Raw genomic sequence first — 16,557 nt, forward strand, 5'->3', positions numbered from 1 at the left:
ACCTCTCAATAAAATTATATCAAATCAAACTAAATAGAGAAATTAACCCAGCCCTTTCAAAAGCATTAATAAATATGCTAGAATATGGTATGACTTCAAAGGGGATGACCAACATGAACTTTTTATCAAAGAATATCGTGGCTGGTATTTGGGCACTTATTCTGGGTGAGGTCCTAGCTTACATCACAAGTCAACTAGAATCGATGACACCAGACTACACCCTTGTCGGCTGGTGTTCTGTAATTATGGGATTAATCGTTATCAATTGTGTGGATAAAATTACCGCAGATGCAAATCCTAGCAAAAATGAAGATTAATTAAAAAGGATTGAGTCCAAAACGGCTCGATCCTTTTTAATTTATTTATCTTCTTCGGCAGTCAACCGCACAATCTCAAGCAGGGTGTCCAATGCGCGTTCCATTGTTTGCAGTGATACATATTCATAACGCGAATGCATATTTTCTCCACCAGCAAAAAGATTAGGAGTTGGTAAGCCCTTGTAAGAAATTGTTGAACCATCCGTCCCGCCACGAACTGGATAGATATCAGGTTTAATGTCTAGATTTTCCATAGCTTTCTTCGCGATTTCAACAACTTCCATATGATCCTTAAGCGCATCTTTTAAGTTGTAGTATTGGTCATAAAGATTCATCGTTACTAAGTCTGCACCAAGTTCATCATTTAAGCCAGCAACAACCCGTTCGAGTAAATGCTTCCGTTCAATAAACGTTTGCTTATCATGATCACGAATTAAATATGTCATTGAGGCATGATCAACAGTTCCATCAAACTTGTATAAGTGATAGAATCCTTGCCGTCCATCTGTTCGTTCTGCGCGATCATGTGCTGGCAAGCTATTTTGCAAGTCAATTGCAACCTGAATAGCATTGATCATTGTTCCCTTAGCAACCCCAGTGTGAACATCTTTTCCTTGAATCTCAATTTCTGCCTGAGCTGCATTAAATGTTTCATATTCCAATTCGCCAAGTGGACCACCATCAACCGTATAGGCAAAATCGGCCCCAAAATCCTTAACATCAAAATGATCAGCCCCGGTGCCGATTTCCTCATCAGGTCCTAAACCAATCTTAATTGTTCCGTGCTTGATTTCAGGATGAGCCATCAGGTAAGCAACCATTGTAATAATCTCCGCTACTCCTGACTTGTCATCAGCCCCAAGCAAAGTAGACCCATCAGTAGTAATTAAAGTATTGCCCTGATATTTTTTCAATGATGGAAATTCAGTAGTAGTTAAGACATATTGGCCATCTTTATCAAGCTTAATATCTGACTTGCCATCGTAATCTTCGACAATCTGTGGATTAACATTATGAGCATTAAAATCTGCCGTGTCGATATGGGCAATGAAGCCAACCGTTGGCACATCCTTGTCAATATTACTTGGAATTTTGGCTACCAAATATGAACTTTGTGGATTAATATGAACATCACTCAACCCTAAAGCTATCAATTCATCTTTTAATTCATTTAAAAATGCAGTTTCCTTAGGATCAGAAGGAATTGTTTTTGAATCTGGATTTGACCTTGTTTCAGTTTTAACATACTTCAAAAAACGTGGTAATAATCCCTCATACTTTTCCTCACTCATGATTAGCATCTCCTTATCTAAAACCTATTTAGTAATAAAAGTAAACGGCTCTGTATTAACTCTACTCTCTAGCACCTCAAACTGCCAATTATTTTCATTCTTCCACTGGGTGATTAAGTTAGCAAGCTGGTGGGCAGCTACCACTTCAATATGATGTCCAGGATCAATAACAACAAGGTGATTAGCAATCATATCGTGCGCAAAGTGGTAACTTACATCTCCAGTGACATAAGCATCAGCTCCAGCTTCAAGAGCTTGTTGATAAAAATCTTGACCAGCACCACCAAGTACTGCAACACGTTTAATCTCTCTCTTTTGGTCAAGCGGGTTGACAATTAACCGTAATCCGCGGATGGCAAAAACATCCATACAATAATTTGCAAATTTTTGCGGTGTTAATGGTTCATTCAGCTCACCAACACGCCCCATCCCAACTGGTTTACCGCTTATTGGATCATTTCCTGCTGGCACTAAAGGTACAGTATTAGTTAGGTGAAGTTGATCTGCTAACCAGTCATTCATTCCGCCATTAGCAGTATCCAAATTAGTATGAGCTGCATAAACAGTAATATTATTCGCCAAAAGTTTAGCGTACATTGCATTTTGCGGATCCCGCGTATCTAGATTCTTTGCTGGGTGAAACATAATGGGATGATGAGAAAAAATAAAGTCAACATTTTGTTCAATTGCTTCATCAACCACTTCTGGGCGAACATCAAGGGTGGTCATTAGGCGAGTGATTGGGAGATCTGGATTGCCAATTTGCAGGCCAACATGGTCCCATTTTTCTGCTAGTTGCGGATTAGCAAATTTTTCAAAACGCGCAATTAATTGGTTACCGGTTGTCATCGGCGATCGCTTCCTTTACTTGTGATAAAAACTGGTTTATCTCATTAATCTTTTTTACTGGTGGCTGTTGAGCCTTTTGCATCTGATCAATAACATGGGCTTCACGTTGAAGATATTCTTGCCATTTTTTCCTAAAAACAGGCCCTTTGTTTTCCAATAAAAATGGTCCAAAATCAAGCTCATACTTACTGTATCTAAATGGGACAACTGATGGCTCCGCAACGATAATTTCATAAATATGATTGTCTTCTTCAATTATTTTTTCGGTCATTATTTGGTAATGATTATTCATTAACCATTCACGCAATTGACTTTCCCCTACATTCGGTTGAAGGACCAGTCGCTTAATTCCTGTTAACTTATTCTTGTCTTTCTCTAAAATCGAAGCAATCAAACTCCCGCCCATTCCGGCAATCGTAATTGTATCGACTTTATCTGCTGGTTCAATCGCTGCTAAACCGTCTGCCAACCGTGGGATAACCCGGCCTTCTAATTGGTGGTCTTTTATTTCATGAACGGCATTTTCATAAGGACCCTTTACTACTTCTCCAGCAATTGCAAAATCAATTTTACCATCTAACACTAATGCTGCTGGTAAATACGCATGGTCAGAACCAATATCAGCCACCCGCGCACCTGCTGAAACAAGGGAAGCAACACATGCTAGACGTGCTGATAAGTGCTTTTCATCCACAAAAATCATTCCTTTATTTATTTAATAAATTAATTATAACAAAAAGAGGAAGTAAGGTAGCACCCACTTAGGAGTCCTATTCCTACTTCCTTATAATTTATGCAAGATGGTTTAAAAATTCACCAATTCGTTTAATGGCTTCTGTTAGGTTTTCATCAGAGGAGGCATATGACAGACGAACATAACCATCGCCACCCTTACCAAATGCACTACCTGGTGTTACTCCAACCTTTGCTTCTTTAGCAAGCTGCTTTGCAAAGGCAACATCGTCAGTTCCAAATTGGGCTGGAATCTTAGCAAAGAGGTAAAAGGCCCCTTCAGGAGTTAACATTTCAAAGCCTAATTTCTTAAGACCGGCAACGAGTAAATCACGGCGATGCTGGTAAATCTTTCGAAATTCTAATGGATCATCCAAACCATTTGTCAGTGCTTCAGCTGCTGCAACTTGAACGTTATTAGTTACTGTTGTGACTAAGAAAGCATGCATCTTTGAAATATTAGCCATGATCTTAGCCGGAGCTGCAACATATCCTAAACGGTAACCAGTCATTGCATGAGATTTTGAGAGTCCAGAGATAAAAATTGTCCGCTCTGGAATCATGGTAGCAATTGAATAGTGCTCTACTCCATAGACTAGTTCGCTATAGATTTCATCAGCAATCGCATATAAATGATGCTTCTTAATTACTTCAGCTAATCCTGCTAGAACTTCTTGAGGATATTCACGACCAGTTGGGTTACTTGGGTAGTTAAGGATAACGGCTTTGACGCCTTTTCCCTCTTCTTCAAGAACTTCTTCAAGCTTTTCTGGAGTTAGAACAAAATTATCTGCTGAAGTATCAACCTGAACAACTGTTGCTCCTGTCATTTCAATTAATGGGAAATATAGAGAGAAAATCGGGGTAGGAACCACAACTTTGTCTCCAGTATTAAGAATTGCAAATAAGGTTGCATCGAGGGCTTCGGTTGCTCCCACAGTCGCAATTATTTCCGTTTGCGGGTCATAGTGCACATCACGAGTATTCTGAATATAATCACTGATTGCTTCAAGTAATTCTGGCTTTCCCATTTGAGGAGCATAGTGAGAATCATCTTCCTCAATACTTCTAATGGCTGCTTGCTTAACGTGTTCAGGAGTTGCCATGTCTGGTTCTCCTAATGTTAATTTAATAATCCCCGGGATCTTTGAAACTTCTTTATTGAATTCACGGATACCTGATGGCTGTAACGCATCTAACTTGTGACTAACAGTTCCATATAAATCGGCAGATAATTCTGGCATTGTTCGATCTCTCCTCAATTTTTATTTATAATAGATTTAAAAAACGCTTTATAAAAATTTTACCCGAACAATCAAATGTTTTCAATATAAAAATAAGATTTCTCTCATTTATTTTAAATAAAATTAAAAAGTAGCTTAAGATAATTAATTAACTTAAACTACTTTTTTTAGTGTAAATTCATCTTTTTTACGTATATATATTAAATGGAGAATATTTTTATTCTAAGAAATCTTTTAATTGCTTAGAACGTGATGGGTGACGTAATTTCCGGAGCGCCTTAGCTTCAATCTGCCGAATCCGTTCCCGCGTTACCCCGAAGACTTTTCCGACTTCTTCAAGGGTCCGTGTCCGACCATCATCTAACCCAAAACGAAGCCGCAGAACATTTTCTTCACGATCAGTTAACGTATCCAGCACATTTTCAAGTTGCTTCTTCATCATTTCATAAGCAGCATGGTCAGCTGGACTTGTTGCATCTTGATCTTCAATAAAGTCCCCTAAATGAGAATCATCCTCTTCACCAATAGGCGTTTCAAGCGAAACTGGTTCTTGGGCAATTTTAAGAATATTCCGTACTTTTTCAGTTGGCATATCCATTTCTGCACCAATTTCTTCGGGTAACGGCTCACGTCCTAAATCTTGAAGTAATTGCCGTTGAATCCGGATCAATTTGTTAATAGTTTCAACCATATGAACCGGAATCCGAATTGTCCGTGCTTGGTCAGCAATTGCCCGTGTAATAGCCTGACGAATCCACCAGGTAGCATAAGTAGAGAACTTAAATCCTCGCCGATAATCGAATTTTTCAACGGCTTTCATAAGTCCCATGTTACCTTCCTGGATTAAGTCAAGAAACTGCATTCCACGGCCAACATAACGCTTTGCAATTGAAACAACTAACCGTAAGTTAGCCTCAGCTAATTCTTGTTTAGCTACTTCATCACCTTTTTCAATCCGTAAAGCAAGCTGAACTTCTTCATCAGCCGTCAAAAGATTTACACGACCAATTTCCTTCAAATACATCCGCACAGGATCATTAATTTTAACTCCAGTTGGAGCTGATGTATCCTTCATAGCAGATTGTGAGAATTTTTCAGTAGCTTTTAAAGCACGAGGATCTGGATCCCCATTTTCATCGACAACACTAATTCCGGCATCTTCAATATTTTGAAGTAAATTGTCAATCCCATCAGCGTTCAATTCAAATGGTTTAGCAATTTTAGTAGTTAATTCATCGTATTCAATCTGCTTTTGCTTCTTGTAATTACGAATTAACTTACCAACTGCGGTGTCATATTCTTGTTGGTCAAAATCGGCGCTGTTAGAAATAACAATGTCTTTTTTCTTGCTTTTTGCCATATTAATTAGTCTCCTCCGTTTTTAAGCGTTGCTGCTGCTTTAATAATTTTACCAGTTCAATCGTTAATTGCGTAGCTAATTCTGTATTATGCAATGAATTAGCTTCTTTTAACTGGGCTTGCTTATCTGCAATTTGCGCAGCTAACGGTGTTTGTTCTACGATCATATGGATACAATCATCAATTGCTCGCATATCAACTTCTTGGTCAACGTTTAAATTCTCAATTTGCCCAAGAGTACCTTGTAAACTACTTTCATCTAAATAATCAAGAAAGTCAGCAGTTGAATACGATCCATTTTCAGAAAAATAACTTGCTGCTAATAAATACAAAGTTTGATATTTCTCATGTGCAAAATGAAAATTGTGATCTGCTGTCACATGCATCCATACTTCACGATCATATAGCATGTACCTTAATAAGATCTGTTCCGCTAATTCAGTCCTACTAAGTTTAATTTTTTGCTGTTCTTCTTCACTAGTTTGTTGAAACTGTTGATGACGAGCTAGTGAAGGCTGTTGCTTAATCCATGGCTGATTATGAATTCCTAGTTGTTGTCGCAATTGATCTAACTGCGTTTTTAAGGTTTGTCGATCTAACTTGAACTCACTTGCCAACCGTTGCAAGTACATATCTTCTTCTAAGGGAGCTTGAACCTGAGCAATTACCTTCAGCGCTTGGTTAAGATATTGCATTAGTTCATTCTGATTATCTAAATTTTTCCCATTTCTTAAAAAGCGCAGGTAAAATTCTGTTGTTGTTTCTTCCTTATTCGTAAGATAGGCATTGAATTGCTGTGGACCATACTTTTGAACATATTCATCTGGATCGATCCCAGCCGGCAATTGGACAACCTTTACCTGCAACTGATTAGGTCGATGATCATTAACGAGGCTAATTGCACGGTCAATTGCATTTTGTCCCGGTTGATCTCCATCGTAGCAAATGTCTAATTGTCTAGTTGCTCGACCAATAATCGCTACTTGCTCTTCGGTAAAACTAGTTCCCATTGAAGCAATTCCATTTTCGATCCCTGCAGCAAAGGCCGAGATTACATCCATAAATCCTTCAAATAAGTATAATCGACCATCTTTGCGGGCTGCTTTTCGTGCAACATCAAAATTAAATAATGTCCGTCGTTTGTTGAAAATTGGTGTCTCAGGACTATTTAAATATTTAGGTAAATTTGTTTTACTAGTATCGATTAATCGACCAGAAAAAGCAATTACCTGCCCTTGACCATTTTTTATCGGATACATTATCCGTTCAATAAACCGATCTCGCAACTCTCCCTGTTGGTCTTCACTAAAAAGTCCACTTTTTCTTAGCAATTGATAATCAACTTTTTGCTGCTGGAAGAACGGCTTTAAGATTCGCTGATCAGGAGCATAGCCTAAGCCAAATTGCTCAATCAGTTCTTCACTCATTCCCCGTTTTTTTAAATAGTTAAGTGCAACTTGCCCAGCCGGTGTATTTACCAATATATGGTGATAAAGTTTAGCTGCTTTATCATGAAGATCAAACAGCTGTCGATTCTCGTTATTTGATGGTTTAGCCGGAACGCTAACATATTGTTCAGGAATCTTGATATTACTATCGTTAGCGATCTCCTTAACCGCATCGACAAAATCGATATGCTTTAACTCCATCAAAAATTGAAATACGTTTCCGCTCCGGTGACATCCAAAACAATAGAAAAATTGTTTTTCCTCATTCACCGAAAAAGAGGGGGTCTTTTCATCATGAAAGGGACATAACCCAATTAGATTTTTTCCAGCCTGATGCAGTTGGACATAGCGCCCAATTACATCACCAATATCAACTGAATTTCGTATTTCATCAATTACATTACGCGGTATCTTTGCCATTGATCCACCTCACTTAGTAAGCGAACAGCAACGAAATGAAAGGTCGCAACCTAACGGAATGCGACCTCCACCTATTTTTATATTTAACTAGTATCTATAATACCACAAGTTAGCAGCAATACAATTAAAACGTCTTATTTTACAATCAAGTTATCCAAGTTACCAATTAATGATGCTTGATGAGCCAAAATACTTAATTGGGCCAAACGATTATTACGAATGTCTTCATTCTTATCCATAATCATATTTTCATCAAAGTATTCACTAATTATTGGTGTTAAAGTCCGTAAAGCCGCGAAGTTTTCACTTACTGTCTGTTGATCTTCTTTAATCAATTCTGAAACAGCTGTGTGCATCTTGGCCTCAGATGGATTTTCAAATAAATTAGGATCTACTGCAAGCTCACTAACTGGACGATTATCTTTCTTTGCAATCCGTAATACCCGGGTAAGAGCTTCAATATCTTCCTTAAAGCTATCATCGTCCTTATGATCGTCGATAGTTTGAATAGCTTCAAGGATATTAGCAATATCATTTTGACGAGTATCGGTAGCTGCATCAATGATATCATGACGAACCTTTTGACCATGGAATAATTGCTTAATCCGGTCCAAGAAGAATGAACGGACTTCATCACTATTTTTATTTAAATCAAAGGAAACATTGATTTCAGCGTTTTCAAAGGCAGGGGCAATTTCTGATTGAATACTTAATAATGGAAGATTCCAACCACGATCGGCGATGATCCGGACAATTCCAAATGCCTGCCGACGTAAAGCATAAGGGTCATTTGAACCGCTTGGAATCATATCAACTGCAAAGAAGCTCATGATACTGTCAAGTTTATCGGCAATTGCTAAGACCGCACCAATCTTAGTTTGTGGCAATTCTCCTTCTGCAGAGATTGGCATGTAGTGTTCACGAATAGCTGTGGCAACATCATCTTTTTCACCGAATAGCTTAGCATAAATTTCACCCATAATTCCTTGCAACTCTGCGAATTCACCCACCATTTGCGTAGTAAGGTCAAATTTATAAATATGTGCTGCTCGATCAAGGTCTGCTAGTTCTTCATCTGAAAGATTTAGTTGCTTACCAAGAACATTCGCAATCACTGCAACCCGCTGCATTTTGTCATACATTGAACTAATCTTATCATGGAAGCTAACTTTCTTAAGTCGTTCCACATATTCATCAATTGTCAACTTCTGATCTTCTTGATAGAAGAATTGAGCATCTTCAAGACGAGGAACAAGAACCCGTTCATTTCCTTTAATAACATTATCAAGGTAGTCTGTGTTACCGTTGCGAACAGAAATAAAGTGCGATAAGAGGTTACCATCTTTATCCCGTACACAGAAGAATCGTTGGTTATCCTTCATGGAAGTAATTAGGACCGGGTCAGGTAATGCTAAGTACTTCTCATCAAAAGATCCAGCAAAGGCAGTTGGCCATTCAACTAGGTTATTAACTTCTTCTAGTAAGTCCTCATCCCAATCAACTTGCCAGTTGTTCTCATTAATAATCTTAGTAATTTGATCCTTAATTAAATTCTTTCGCTTTGTTTGATCAGCAATAACGAAATCATTATTTAAGGTTTCCTCATAATCATCAGCCTTAGCAATTTCAACCGGATGGCCTAAGAACCGGTGGCCTTGTGTTTCTCGACCAGCTTCAACGTCCAAAATATTAAATGGAACGACTTCATCATTTAATAATGAAACTAGCCACCGAATCGGACGAATAAATTGTAAGTTATTGTAGCCCCACTTCATCAAGGTTGGGAATGTCATCGAAGTAATAACTGCTGGCAATCCTTGAAGAACTTCAGCAACAGTTTTTCCAGCAATATGCTTTTCAACAAAAACATATTCAACGCCTTTTACTTCTTTGAATTCAATATCTTCAACAGAGGCACCTTGTCCCCGGGTAAAACCAATTGCAGCTTTGGTCCAATTACCATCAGCATCTTGCGCAATCTTTTTTGCAGGCCCCTTAACTGATTCATCAATATCAGGTTGCTTATCACTTAAGCCATGGATTTGTAATGCCATCCGTCGTGGAGTAGCGAATTCTTGAATATCATCAAAAGTAATCCGTTGTTCTTTAAGGTACTTTGCTACTCGTTCGTGTAACTGTTTAATACTTGGTGTTACAACGTGAGCAGGCATTTCTTCAACACCGACTTCTAATAAGTATGTATTTGCCATCTTACTTTTCCCCCTTTTGTGCTTTCTTAGCTGCTTGCTTTGCGGCCCGTTCCTTTGCCTTTTCCGCTTTTTTTGTATATTCTTCAACTGTCTTTTGGCGAACTGCTTCGTCATGAATCAGTGGGAAGCCACGTTTACGCCGCTCTTCAACAAAGGCTTTTGCAATTGATTTTGCCATAATTCGAATACGGTGAAGGTAACCAGCACGTTCGGTAACCGAAACAGCACCACGCGCATCTAGCAAGTTAAAGGTATGACTACACTTTAAAACATAATCATAAGCTGGGTGAACCAATCCAAGCTTAATTAAACGTTTAGCTTCTTTTTCGTAATCATTAAAGTCTTGCAGAAGCATATCTTGGTTACTTTCTTCAAACGCATACTTAGAATGTTCATATTCAGGTTCTTGGAAGATATCACCATACAGAACACCATCCGCCCACTCTAAGTCATAAACTGAATCAACGTTTTGAATATATTCAGCCAACCGTTCAAGTCCATAAGTAACTTCGGCGGCCACTGGGCTCATTGGCAACTCTCCAACGACTTGGAAGTAAGTAAATTGAGTAACTTCCATTCCGTCAAGCCAAACTTCCCAACCAACACCGGCACAGCCCATTGAAGGGTTTTCCCAGTTATCTTCAACAAACCGGATATCGTGTTCTAAAGGATCAATTCCTAACTTTTTCAAACTTCCTAAGTATAATTCTTGAATATTATCAGGAGAAGGCTTCATTAATACCTGGAATTGGTGGTGTTGGTAAAGCCGGTTTGGGTTTTCACCATAACGACCATCAGCAGGCCGCCGTGAAGGTTCAACATAAGCCACATTCCATGGTTCAGGACCAATTGCCCGCAAGAAAGTGTAAGGACTCATTGTCCCCGCACCCTTTTCGTTATCATACGCCTGCATCAACATACAGCCTTGATCTGCCCAATATTGTTCCAATGTAAAGATAATATCTTGCACGGTTAATTTTTTCGTCATACTTTACTTCTCCTTTCAATGAAAAAGTCCCTACAGTATCAAATAATTGATACTGTAGGGACGAAGTTAATCGCGGTTCCACCCTACTTTTTTACATCTCTGTAAAACAGCTTAGTTTAAGCGGCTGTTAGAGTGCCAAGGATAAATAAACTACAAGGCTTGCACTATCCCCTGATCGCTGATTTGGTTTATCCATAATCTCTGTCATTGCCAATATTCAATTAAACACGCTCTTATAATAGAAAAATATTTTACAAATGTCAATCGTTCATTGATAACTTTCCGATATTTTGTTCCCACTTATTCATTTGTCTAATGAACCGTTTCGCCTTCAAGTTTAGTCCAACCTCGTTATCATAAAGAGTATCCAAGACTTGTTGGAGGCGTCGTTTAGTAGTTGGATTAATCCGAATAGAATTCAATTTCTGCAAGTTAATTGTGGCAAACTGTTGGAGATAATAAACAGTTTTACGGTCAAGGTGAAGACGATGTTCATCAAGTGACCAGTGATTCTGACAAAGCATCCCTCCATATTGTTCAGAGAAGTCTAAAGCCAGATCATTGCGGCCACAAACAACACACCGATCCCAAATTGGTGCTACACCAAAAGCGACTAACAGCTGGGTTTCAATAACATTTGTAATTATTTGCTCATCTAATCCTTTTTCGATTAAGTCTAAGGCTGCAGCAACTTGATTAAACCAACCACCAATGCTTCGACCGTCATTAAAAGCACTGTCAACTAATGCCAAAATATACGTAACATATGCATTTTTGCTAATGTCACTTGCAATATTCTTGTATTGGCTAGTATCACTTGCTGTATTAATAAAACTTAAGCCATTTTCATCAAGTGAGCCAATGTATGTACCATGGGTGAATGGCAGGATATCAGCAGTCATCCGAAAGCCACGTTTTTTAGCATTTTTCACAAAAAACATTGCTGGCCCAATCTTATCAGTGAGCATTTTTACTAATAGGTCGCGTTCACGATAATCCTGTCGGTACATAATGATCCCAGTAAATTGTGTGGTTACGCGTGCCATGTAACCATCATCCTTTTAATAGTCTTTATTCCGATAACCATAGTCTTTTAGCATTGCAGACTTATCACGCCAGTCAGGAACAACTTTTACCCATAGTTGAAGAAATACTTTGTCACCAAGTAATCTTTCAATATCTTGCCGGGCCATTGTCCCAATCTTTTTCAACATTTTTCCACCTTTACCAATAATAATTCCCTTTTGGCCAGGACGTTCAACAATAATATTGGCCGAGATATGAATATGGTTTTCATCCTCACGCTTTATCGATGTTACATCAACAGCCACTGAATGCGGCACTTCTTGTCTCGTCAGCAAAAAGACCTTTTCACGGATCATTTCTGCAATTACAAAGCGTTCAGGGTGGTCACTTACTTGATCAGCTGGGTAATACTGCGGACCATTAGGAAGGATCTTAATAATGTCATTGATTAAGTTATTCACATTATTTCCCTGCAAAGCCGAAATTGGCACAATCCCCTTAAATGGAAGGGTACCTTTATACTGGTCAACAATTTCAGGCAGATCATTAGGATTGATTTGATCAATCTTATTAACAACTAAAAAGATTGGCTGATTAACTTTCTTTAAGCGTTCAATAATAAAGTCATCACCAGGGCCGCGCTTCTCAGTTGCACTCACAACAAATAAGACAGCATCCACTTCATCTAATGCTGACATTGCTGATTTTTCCATGAAATCACCTAATTTAGTAGATGGTTTATGAATTCCTGGCGTATCAATAAAAATAATCTGTGCTTCTGGGCTTGTATAAATTCCTTGAATCTTATTACGCGTTGTCTGTGCAACATTACTCATAATTGCTACCTTTTGCCCGACAACATAATTCAATAAAGTTGATTTCCCAACATTTGGGCGCCCAATAATTGCCACAAAGCCAGACTTATAATTTGGATTATCCATATTAAAACTTCCTATCTAATAATTGCTAATATACGGGGAATAAAAATAATTAGACCCACCAAAACCGAAAATATCGCTGAAATCAGTACGCCACCAGCAGCAACATCTTTAGCCTTTTTTACATTTAATTCATAATGGTGATCAACAATCAAATCTGTAACAGCTTCGGTAACCGTATTAAGAAATTCAGATGTAAAAACAACAAAGATTGCCAATAAAATCCATAACCATTCCATTGCTGAAATATGCAATAAGATCGACATAATAATGGCTAAGCAGGCCGCTAAAAGGTGGTACCGCATATTACGTTCTTCACGTAATACTTGGATAATTCCATCGATTGCGTGACGCATTGCTTGAATTAAGTGATGATTTTTCTCAGTTTGATGTTTATCGCGTGAGTCCATAACCGTCTAGTATCTCCCGTTGTAATTTAAACATTTTTTCTTCATCTGCCGGCTCTTCATGATCATATCCATTTAAGTGAAGGAAGCCATGAACAGCTAAAAATCCTAACTCCCGATCAACTGAATGGCCCAAAAACTTTGCTTGTTCTGCTACCTTATCGATGGAAATAAATAAGTCACCAAGATTAACAGGGATTTCAGCGGCCATTTGGGGATCCATAATAATTGGTGTTTCATCTCCCGCTTCTTCTGCGGCAAAGCTTAAAACATCAGTTGCCCGGTCAACATTACGATACTGGGCATTTAATTTTTTTATCTCCGGATTATTTACAAATGTTAAGGACATTTCAGTATTTTCTGATAAGGAAAGTTCTTTAGCAGCATACTGTAATAAGTCCCTTACCATCTCCAATTGTTCATTTGGAAGCTGTGCTGTTGTTTGATCGAAAATTTCCAAGTCCATCATTTTTCCTCTTTTGTCTCTTTATCTTTTTCTGCTAATCGCTTTGATGTTTGGTCCTCATAAGCAGTAATAATCCGTGCTACAACTGGGTGACGAACAACATCTTCTGCACTAAATTTAACAAACTTAATTGACTTAATATTATTCAAAATTCGTTGCGCGTTTACAAGGCCACTACGAGTCCCATGAGGAAGGTCAATTTGTGAAACATCACCATTAATAACCATTTTTGAGCCAAAGCCTAAACGGGTAAGGAACATCTTCATCTGGGCATTAGTCGTATTTTGGGCTTCATCTAAAATTACAAAAGCTCCATCAAGAGTTCGTCCACGCATATAAGCAAGAGGGGCAATTTCGATAATCCCCCGATCGATTAACCGTTGCGTATGATCAGCCCCAAAAATATCATTTAAGGCATCATAAATTGGTCGTAAATAAGGATCTACTTTTTCACGAAGGTCACCGGGTAAAAATCCTAAACTTTCACCAGCTTCAACTGCTGGTCGTGTCAAAATAATCCGTTCTACTTCGCCACGCTTTAAGGATGCCACGGCCATTGCTACTGCTAGATAAGTTTTCCCTGTTCCGGCAGGTCCAATCCCAAACGTAATATCATTATGCTTCATTGCGTTAACATATTGCCGCTGACCAAAATTTTTTACCCGAATGGCTCTTCCCCGGCGGTCCTTAATAATCGTTTCACTGTAGAGGTCAGCAAAATATTCCAGTGTTCCACGATGCGCCATCTTCATCGCACTAACAATATCTGTACTATGGATGCGGATCCCTTGATTTAGCAACGAAATAAGGGCACGAAATACATCGATCGTAAGTTTAACGTCTTCTTCTTGTCCACTTACTTTAAGATTTTCACCGAATGGTCGGATTTCAACATCCATTCCTTGTTCAATCAGGCTTACAAACTTATCCTGTGTTCCTAGTAAGCCAACTTCTATTTCTGGACTTTCAATTTGAAAAGTTTGTTCAATCGTTTTTTGTTCTCCCACCTATACAATCTCCTTTAATTTAGCAGACTTTATTTAATGATAATTATATCATAGATCACTTTTAACCTCACCACTGCAAGCTTTTCTAAGGGATCTAAGTTATTTTTCAAAATTAACTTTAACTACTTCCCCACTATTAAAAGTTTTCGTTTTTCCGTCTGCCAGGCGAATTGTTAACGCACCATCATTTTCTATTTTTTTAGCAGTTCCAGCAATAACCTCACCATTTACTAACAAGTTCACCTTCTGTCCTAAAATCATTGACCCTTGGCGATATTGCTCAAGATACTGTGGATTATCATAGTCTGAATAATTATTAGCAATCGTCTCAATAAGACGGCTGACTAAAAGATTACGATCTGCTGGTGCTATTCCCGTCGCTTTATTTTTAAGGCCCAGCGGAAATTCTTTTGTAGTTATATTCAAACCAATTCCTACTACTAAGGATGCCGTTGTTCTTGATTCAAGGTCTACTACTGCCTCGGTCAAAATTCCACCGACTTTTTTATGGTTTAAATAAATATCGTTGACCCATTTGTACTGAAAGTCTTGAGTAGGGAAAAATTGTTTAAGAACTCCCCCAATTAAAACTGCAAAAGTCGTTGTCATTAACCCAGCTTGTAGTGGTCTGTCTGTTGGGCTAGGCAGAATCATACTAAAGTACAAGCCAGTTGCTGCCGGAGAGTAGAAGGACCGTCCCTGTCTTCCATAGCCAGCAGTTTGATGATCAGCGATAAAGACCGTTGGCGCACTAACTAGGTGGTGACTCAAAAAGGCTTTCGCGATGCTTTGAGTTGAACTAACCTGATTTTCAACGTAAAGACGATTCTTAAAGTGATTATGAGTATAAAAATCAATAATATCAGCACTCAGCCTTGAATTTCCGGTAAAACGGTATCCAAGGTTTCTACGACTTTCAATATTATTTCCGTTTTTTCGCAAACCGTTGATGGCCTTCCAAACAGATTCACGACTAATATTAAATCGCTTTGCTAAATCATTTCCAGAAATCCATGAATCTGGTGCTGAAAGTAATTGCCATAAAATTTTCTGTGCCGTCGAATGAACCATTCTAACCATCTCCTTAACAAAAAACCTTAATGTGTCGTAAACGGCGAGTAATTGAGACGGCAATAAACGCTTTGATTGTATCGCCAAAAACAAATAAAGCATTGGAAGCCAAGGCAGAAATAAGCGTGGTATGTAATTGATTAGCTAACCATATTGCTTGCGCCGACTCCTTCCACAAAGATTACACCCCATAGCCAAACAATTAGAAATTCAGTTATCCCCTGTGTCATCCCATAATGCCAACTTAATTTTAGACTAAAACCAATCAACAATGGGACAAATAACCAAGCAAAAATATATCCGCCAGTTGGGCCTAATATTGTCACCATTCCACCGCGTCCACCAGAAAGCAGTGGCAATCCAAGTACAACTAAAAACAAGAAGAGCCATACAGCACATGTTCCTAATCTTGGCCCAAGTAATTCTCCAGCAATTATTATTCCCATGTTTTGTAAAACAATTGGCACCGGAATAAACCCCACCGGAATTCCCGGGACTGCTCCTAAAATAACAATAATTGCAACCATCATGGCAACGACAGTCATTTCATAAATTGATAAACTTATCTTTTCCCTAATCATCATCGTAAATCCTTTATTTTTGCATTAATTATATTCAATAGTAAACCTCAATTCAATATAAGGGTTACTATAGAGCAAAAAAATTGGGTATACACTTTCTGGTATGGATGGAGATTCCATGCCAGATTTTTTGTATAAAAAAGAGACATTTGCTGTCCCCTCGTTATACAATCAATTCACCACAAAAATCATGAAAGAAGGT

15 protein-coding genes and 1 pseudogene are annotated in these 16,557 nt (G+C 38.4%); 1 reads left to right on the plus strand and 15 read right to left on the minus strand.

The window, feature by feature from the left end:
* Positions 1-74: 74 nt before the first annotated feature.
* Complete coding sequence (locus LMC10_RS00960; protein WP_003668118.1) at positions 75-317, plus strand: YjzD family protein; 243 nt, start codon at positions 75-77, stop codon at positions 315-317.
* A gap of 41 nt (positions 318-358) precedes the next feature.
* Here LMC10_RS00960 and pepT read toward each other — a convergent pair whose 3' ends face one another.
* From pepT to LMC10_RS01035, 15 genes and pseudogenes are all read right to left on the minus strand, one after another.
* Positions 359-1,609 (minus strand): peptidase T, encoded by a 1,251-nt coding sequence (gene pepT / locus LMC10_RS00965; RefSeq protein WP_229268688.1) that lies wholly within the window; start codon positions 1,607-1,609, stop codon positions 359-361.
* A 24-nt stretch (positions 1,610-1,633) separates the two neighbouring features.
* Positions 1,634-2,458, minus strand: coding sequence for a Nif3-like dinuclear metal center hexameric protein (locus LMC10_RS00970; protein ID WP_229268689.1), 825 nt, complete (start codon positions 2,456-2,458; stop codon positions 1,634-1,636).
* Entirely contained in the window at positions 2,445-3,152 is a 708-nt protein-coding gene (locus LMC10_RS00975) for a tRNA (adenine(22)-N(1))-methyltransferase (protein ID WP_324294034.1), read from the minus strand. Before LMC10_RS00975 ends, LMC10_RS00970 begins: the two co-directional genes overlap by 14 nt.
* Positions 3,153-3,249: 97 nt before the next feature.
* The gene (locus LMC10_RS00980; RefSeq protein ID WP_229268691.1) at positions 3,250-4,434 is read right to left on the minus strand and encodes an aminotransferase class I/II-fold pyridoxal phosphate-dependent enzyme; all 1,185 of its coding nucleotides are present in this window, start codon (positions 4,432-4,434) and stop codon (positions 3,250-3,252) included.
* Between the two features lie 217 nt (positions 4,435-4,651).
* The gene (rpoD, locus tag LMC10_RS00985) at positions 4,652-5,794 is read right to left on the minus strand and encodes an RNA polymerase sigma factor RpoD (protein WP_003668124.1); all 1,143 of its coding nucleotides are present in this window, start codon (positions 5,792-5,794) and stop codon (positions 4,652-4,654) included.
* Between the two features lies 1 nt (position 5,795).
* Complete coding sequence (gene dnaG, locus LMC10_RS00990; protein WP_229268692.1) at positions 5,796-7,661, minus strand: DNA primase; 1,866 nt, start codon at positions 7,659-7,661, stop codon at positions 5,796-5,798.
* A gap of 134 nt (positions 7,662-7,795) precedes the next feature.
* Positions 7,796-9,871 carry a glycine--tRNA ligase subunit beta gene (glyS, locus tag LMC10_RS00995; RefSeq protein WP_229268693.1) on the minus strand — a complete coding sequence of 692 codons (2,076 nt, stop codon included), beginning with the start codon at positions 9,869-9,871 and terminating at the stop codon, positions 7,796-7,798.
* A gap of 1 nt (position 9,872) precedes the next feature.
* Complete coding sequence (gene glyQ / locus LMC10_RS01000) at positions 9,873-10,859, minus strand: glycine--tRNA ligase subunit alpha (RefSeq protein WP_003665860.1); 987 nt, start codon at positions 10,857-10,859, stop codon at positions 9,873-9,875.
* A 260-nt stretch (positions 10,860-11,119) separates the two neighbouring features.
* Positions 11,120-11,905 (minus strand): DNA repair protein RecO, encoded by a 786-nt coding sequence (gene recO, locus LMC10_RS01005; RefSeq protein ID WP_229268694.1) that lies wholly within the window; start codon positions 11,903-11,905, stop codon positions 11,120-11,122.
* Positions 11,906-11,920: 15 nt separating this feature from the next.
* Positions 11,921-12,826, minus strand: a complete 906-nt coding sequence (gene era / locus LMC10_RS01010; RefSeq protein WP_229268695.1) for a GTPase Era — start codon at positions 12,824-12,826, stop codon at positions 11,921-11,923.
* 11 nt (positions 12,827-12,837) lie between these two features.
* Complete coding sequence (locus LMC10_RS01015; RefSeq protein ID WP_065532839.1) at positions 12,838-13,233, minus strand: diacylglycerol kinase family protein; 396 nt, start codon at positions 13,231-13,233, stop codon at positions 12,838-12,840.
* Positions 13,217-13,696 (minus strand): rRNA maturation RNase YbeY, encoded by a 480-nt coding sequence (ybeY, locus tag LMC10_RS01020; RefSeq protein ID WP_035159958.1) that lies wholly within the window; start codon positions 13,694-13,696, stop codon positions 13,217-13,219. Before ybeY ends, LMC10_RS01015 begins: the two co-directional genes overlap by 17 nt.
* Entirely contained in the window at positions 13,696-14,703 is a 1,008-nt protein-coding gene (locus LMC10_RS01025) for a PhoH family protein (protein WP_085719928.1), read from the minus strand. The genes ybeY and LMC10_RS01025 overlap by 1 nt, the downstream gene beginning before the upstream one ends.
* A gap of 99 nt (positions 14,704-14,802) precedes the next feature.
* Positions 14,803-15,774 carry a biotin--[acetyl-CoA-carboxylase] ligase gene (locus LMC10_RS01030; RefSeq protein ID WP_229268696.1) on the minus strand — a complete coding sequence of 324 codons (972 nt, stop codon included), beginning with the start codon at positions 15,772-15,774 and terminating at the stop codon, positions 14,803-14,805.
* Positions 15,775-15,787: 13 nt separating this feature from the next.
* Positions 15,788-16,355, minus strand: a pseudogene (locus LMC10_RS01035) (biotin transporter BioY).
* Positions 16,356-16,557: the final 202 nt, after the last annotated feature.

The organism is Limosilactobacillus reuteri subsp. simiae, from assembly GCF_020784875.1.
In the GTDB taxonomy this organism is placed as follows: domain Bacteria; phylum Bacillota; class Bacilli; order Lactobacillales; family Lactobacillaceae; genus Limosilactobacillus; species Limosilactobacillus reuteri_H.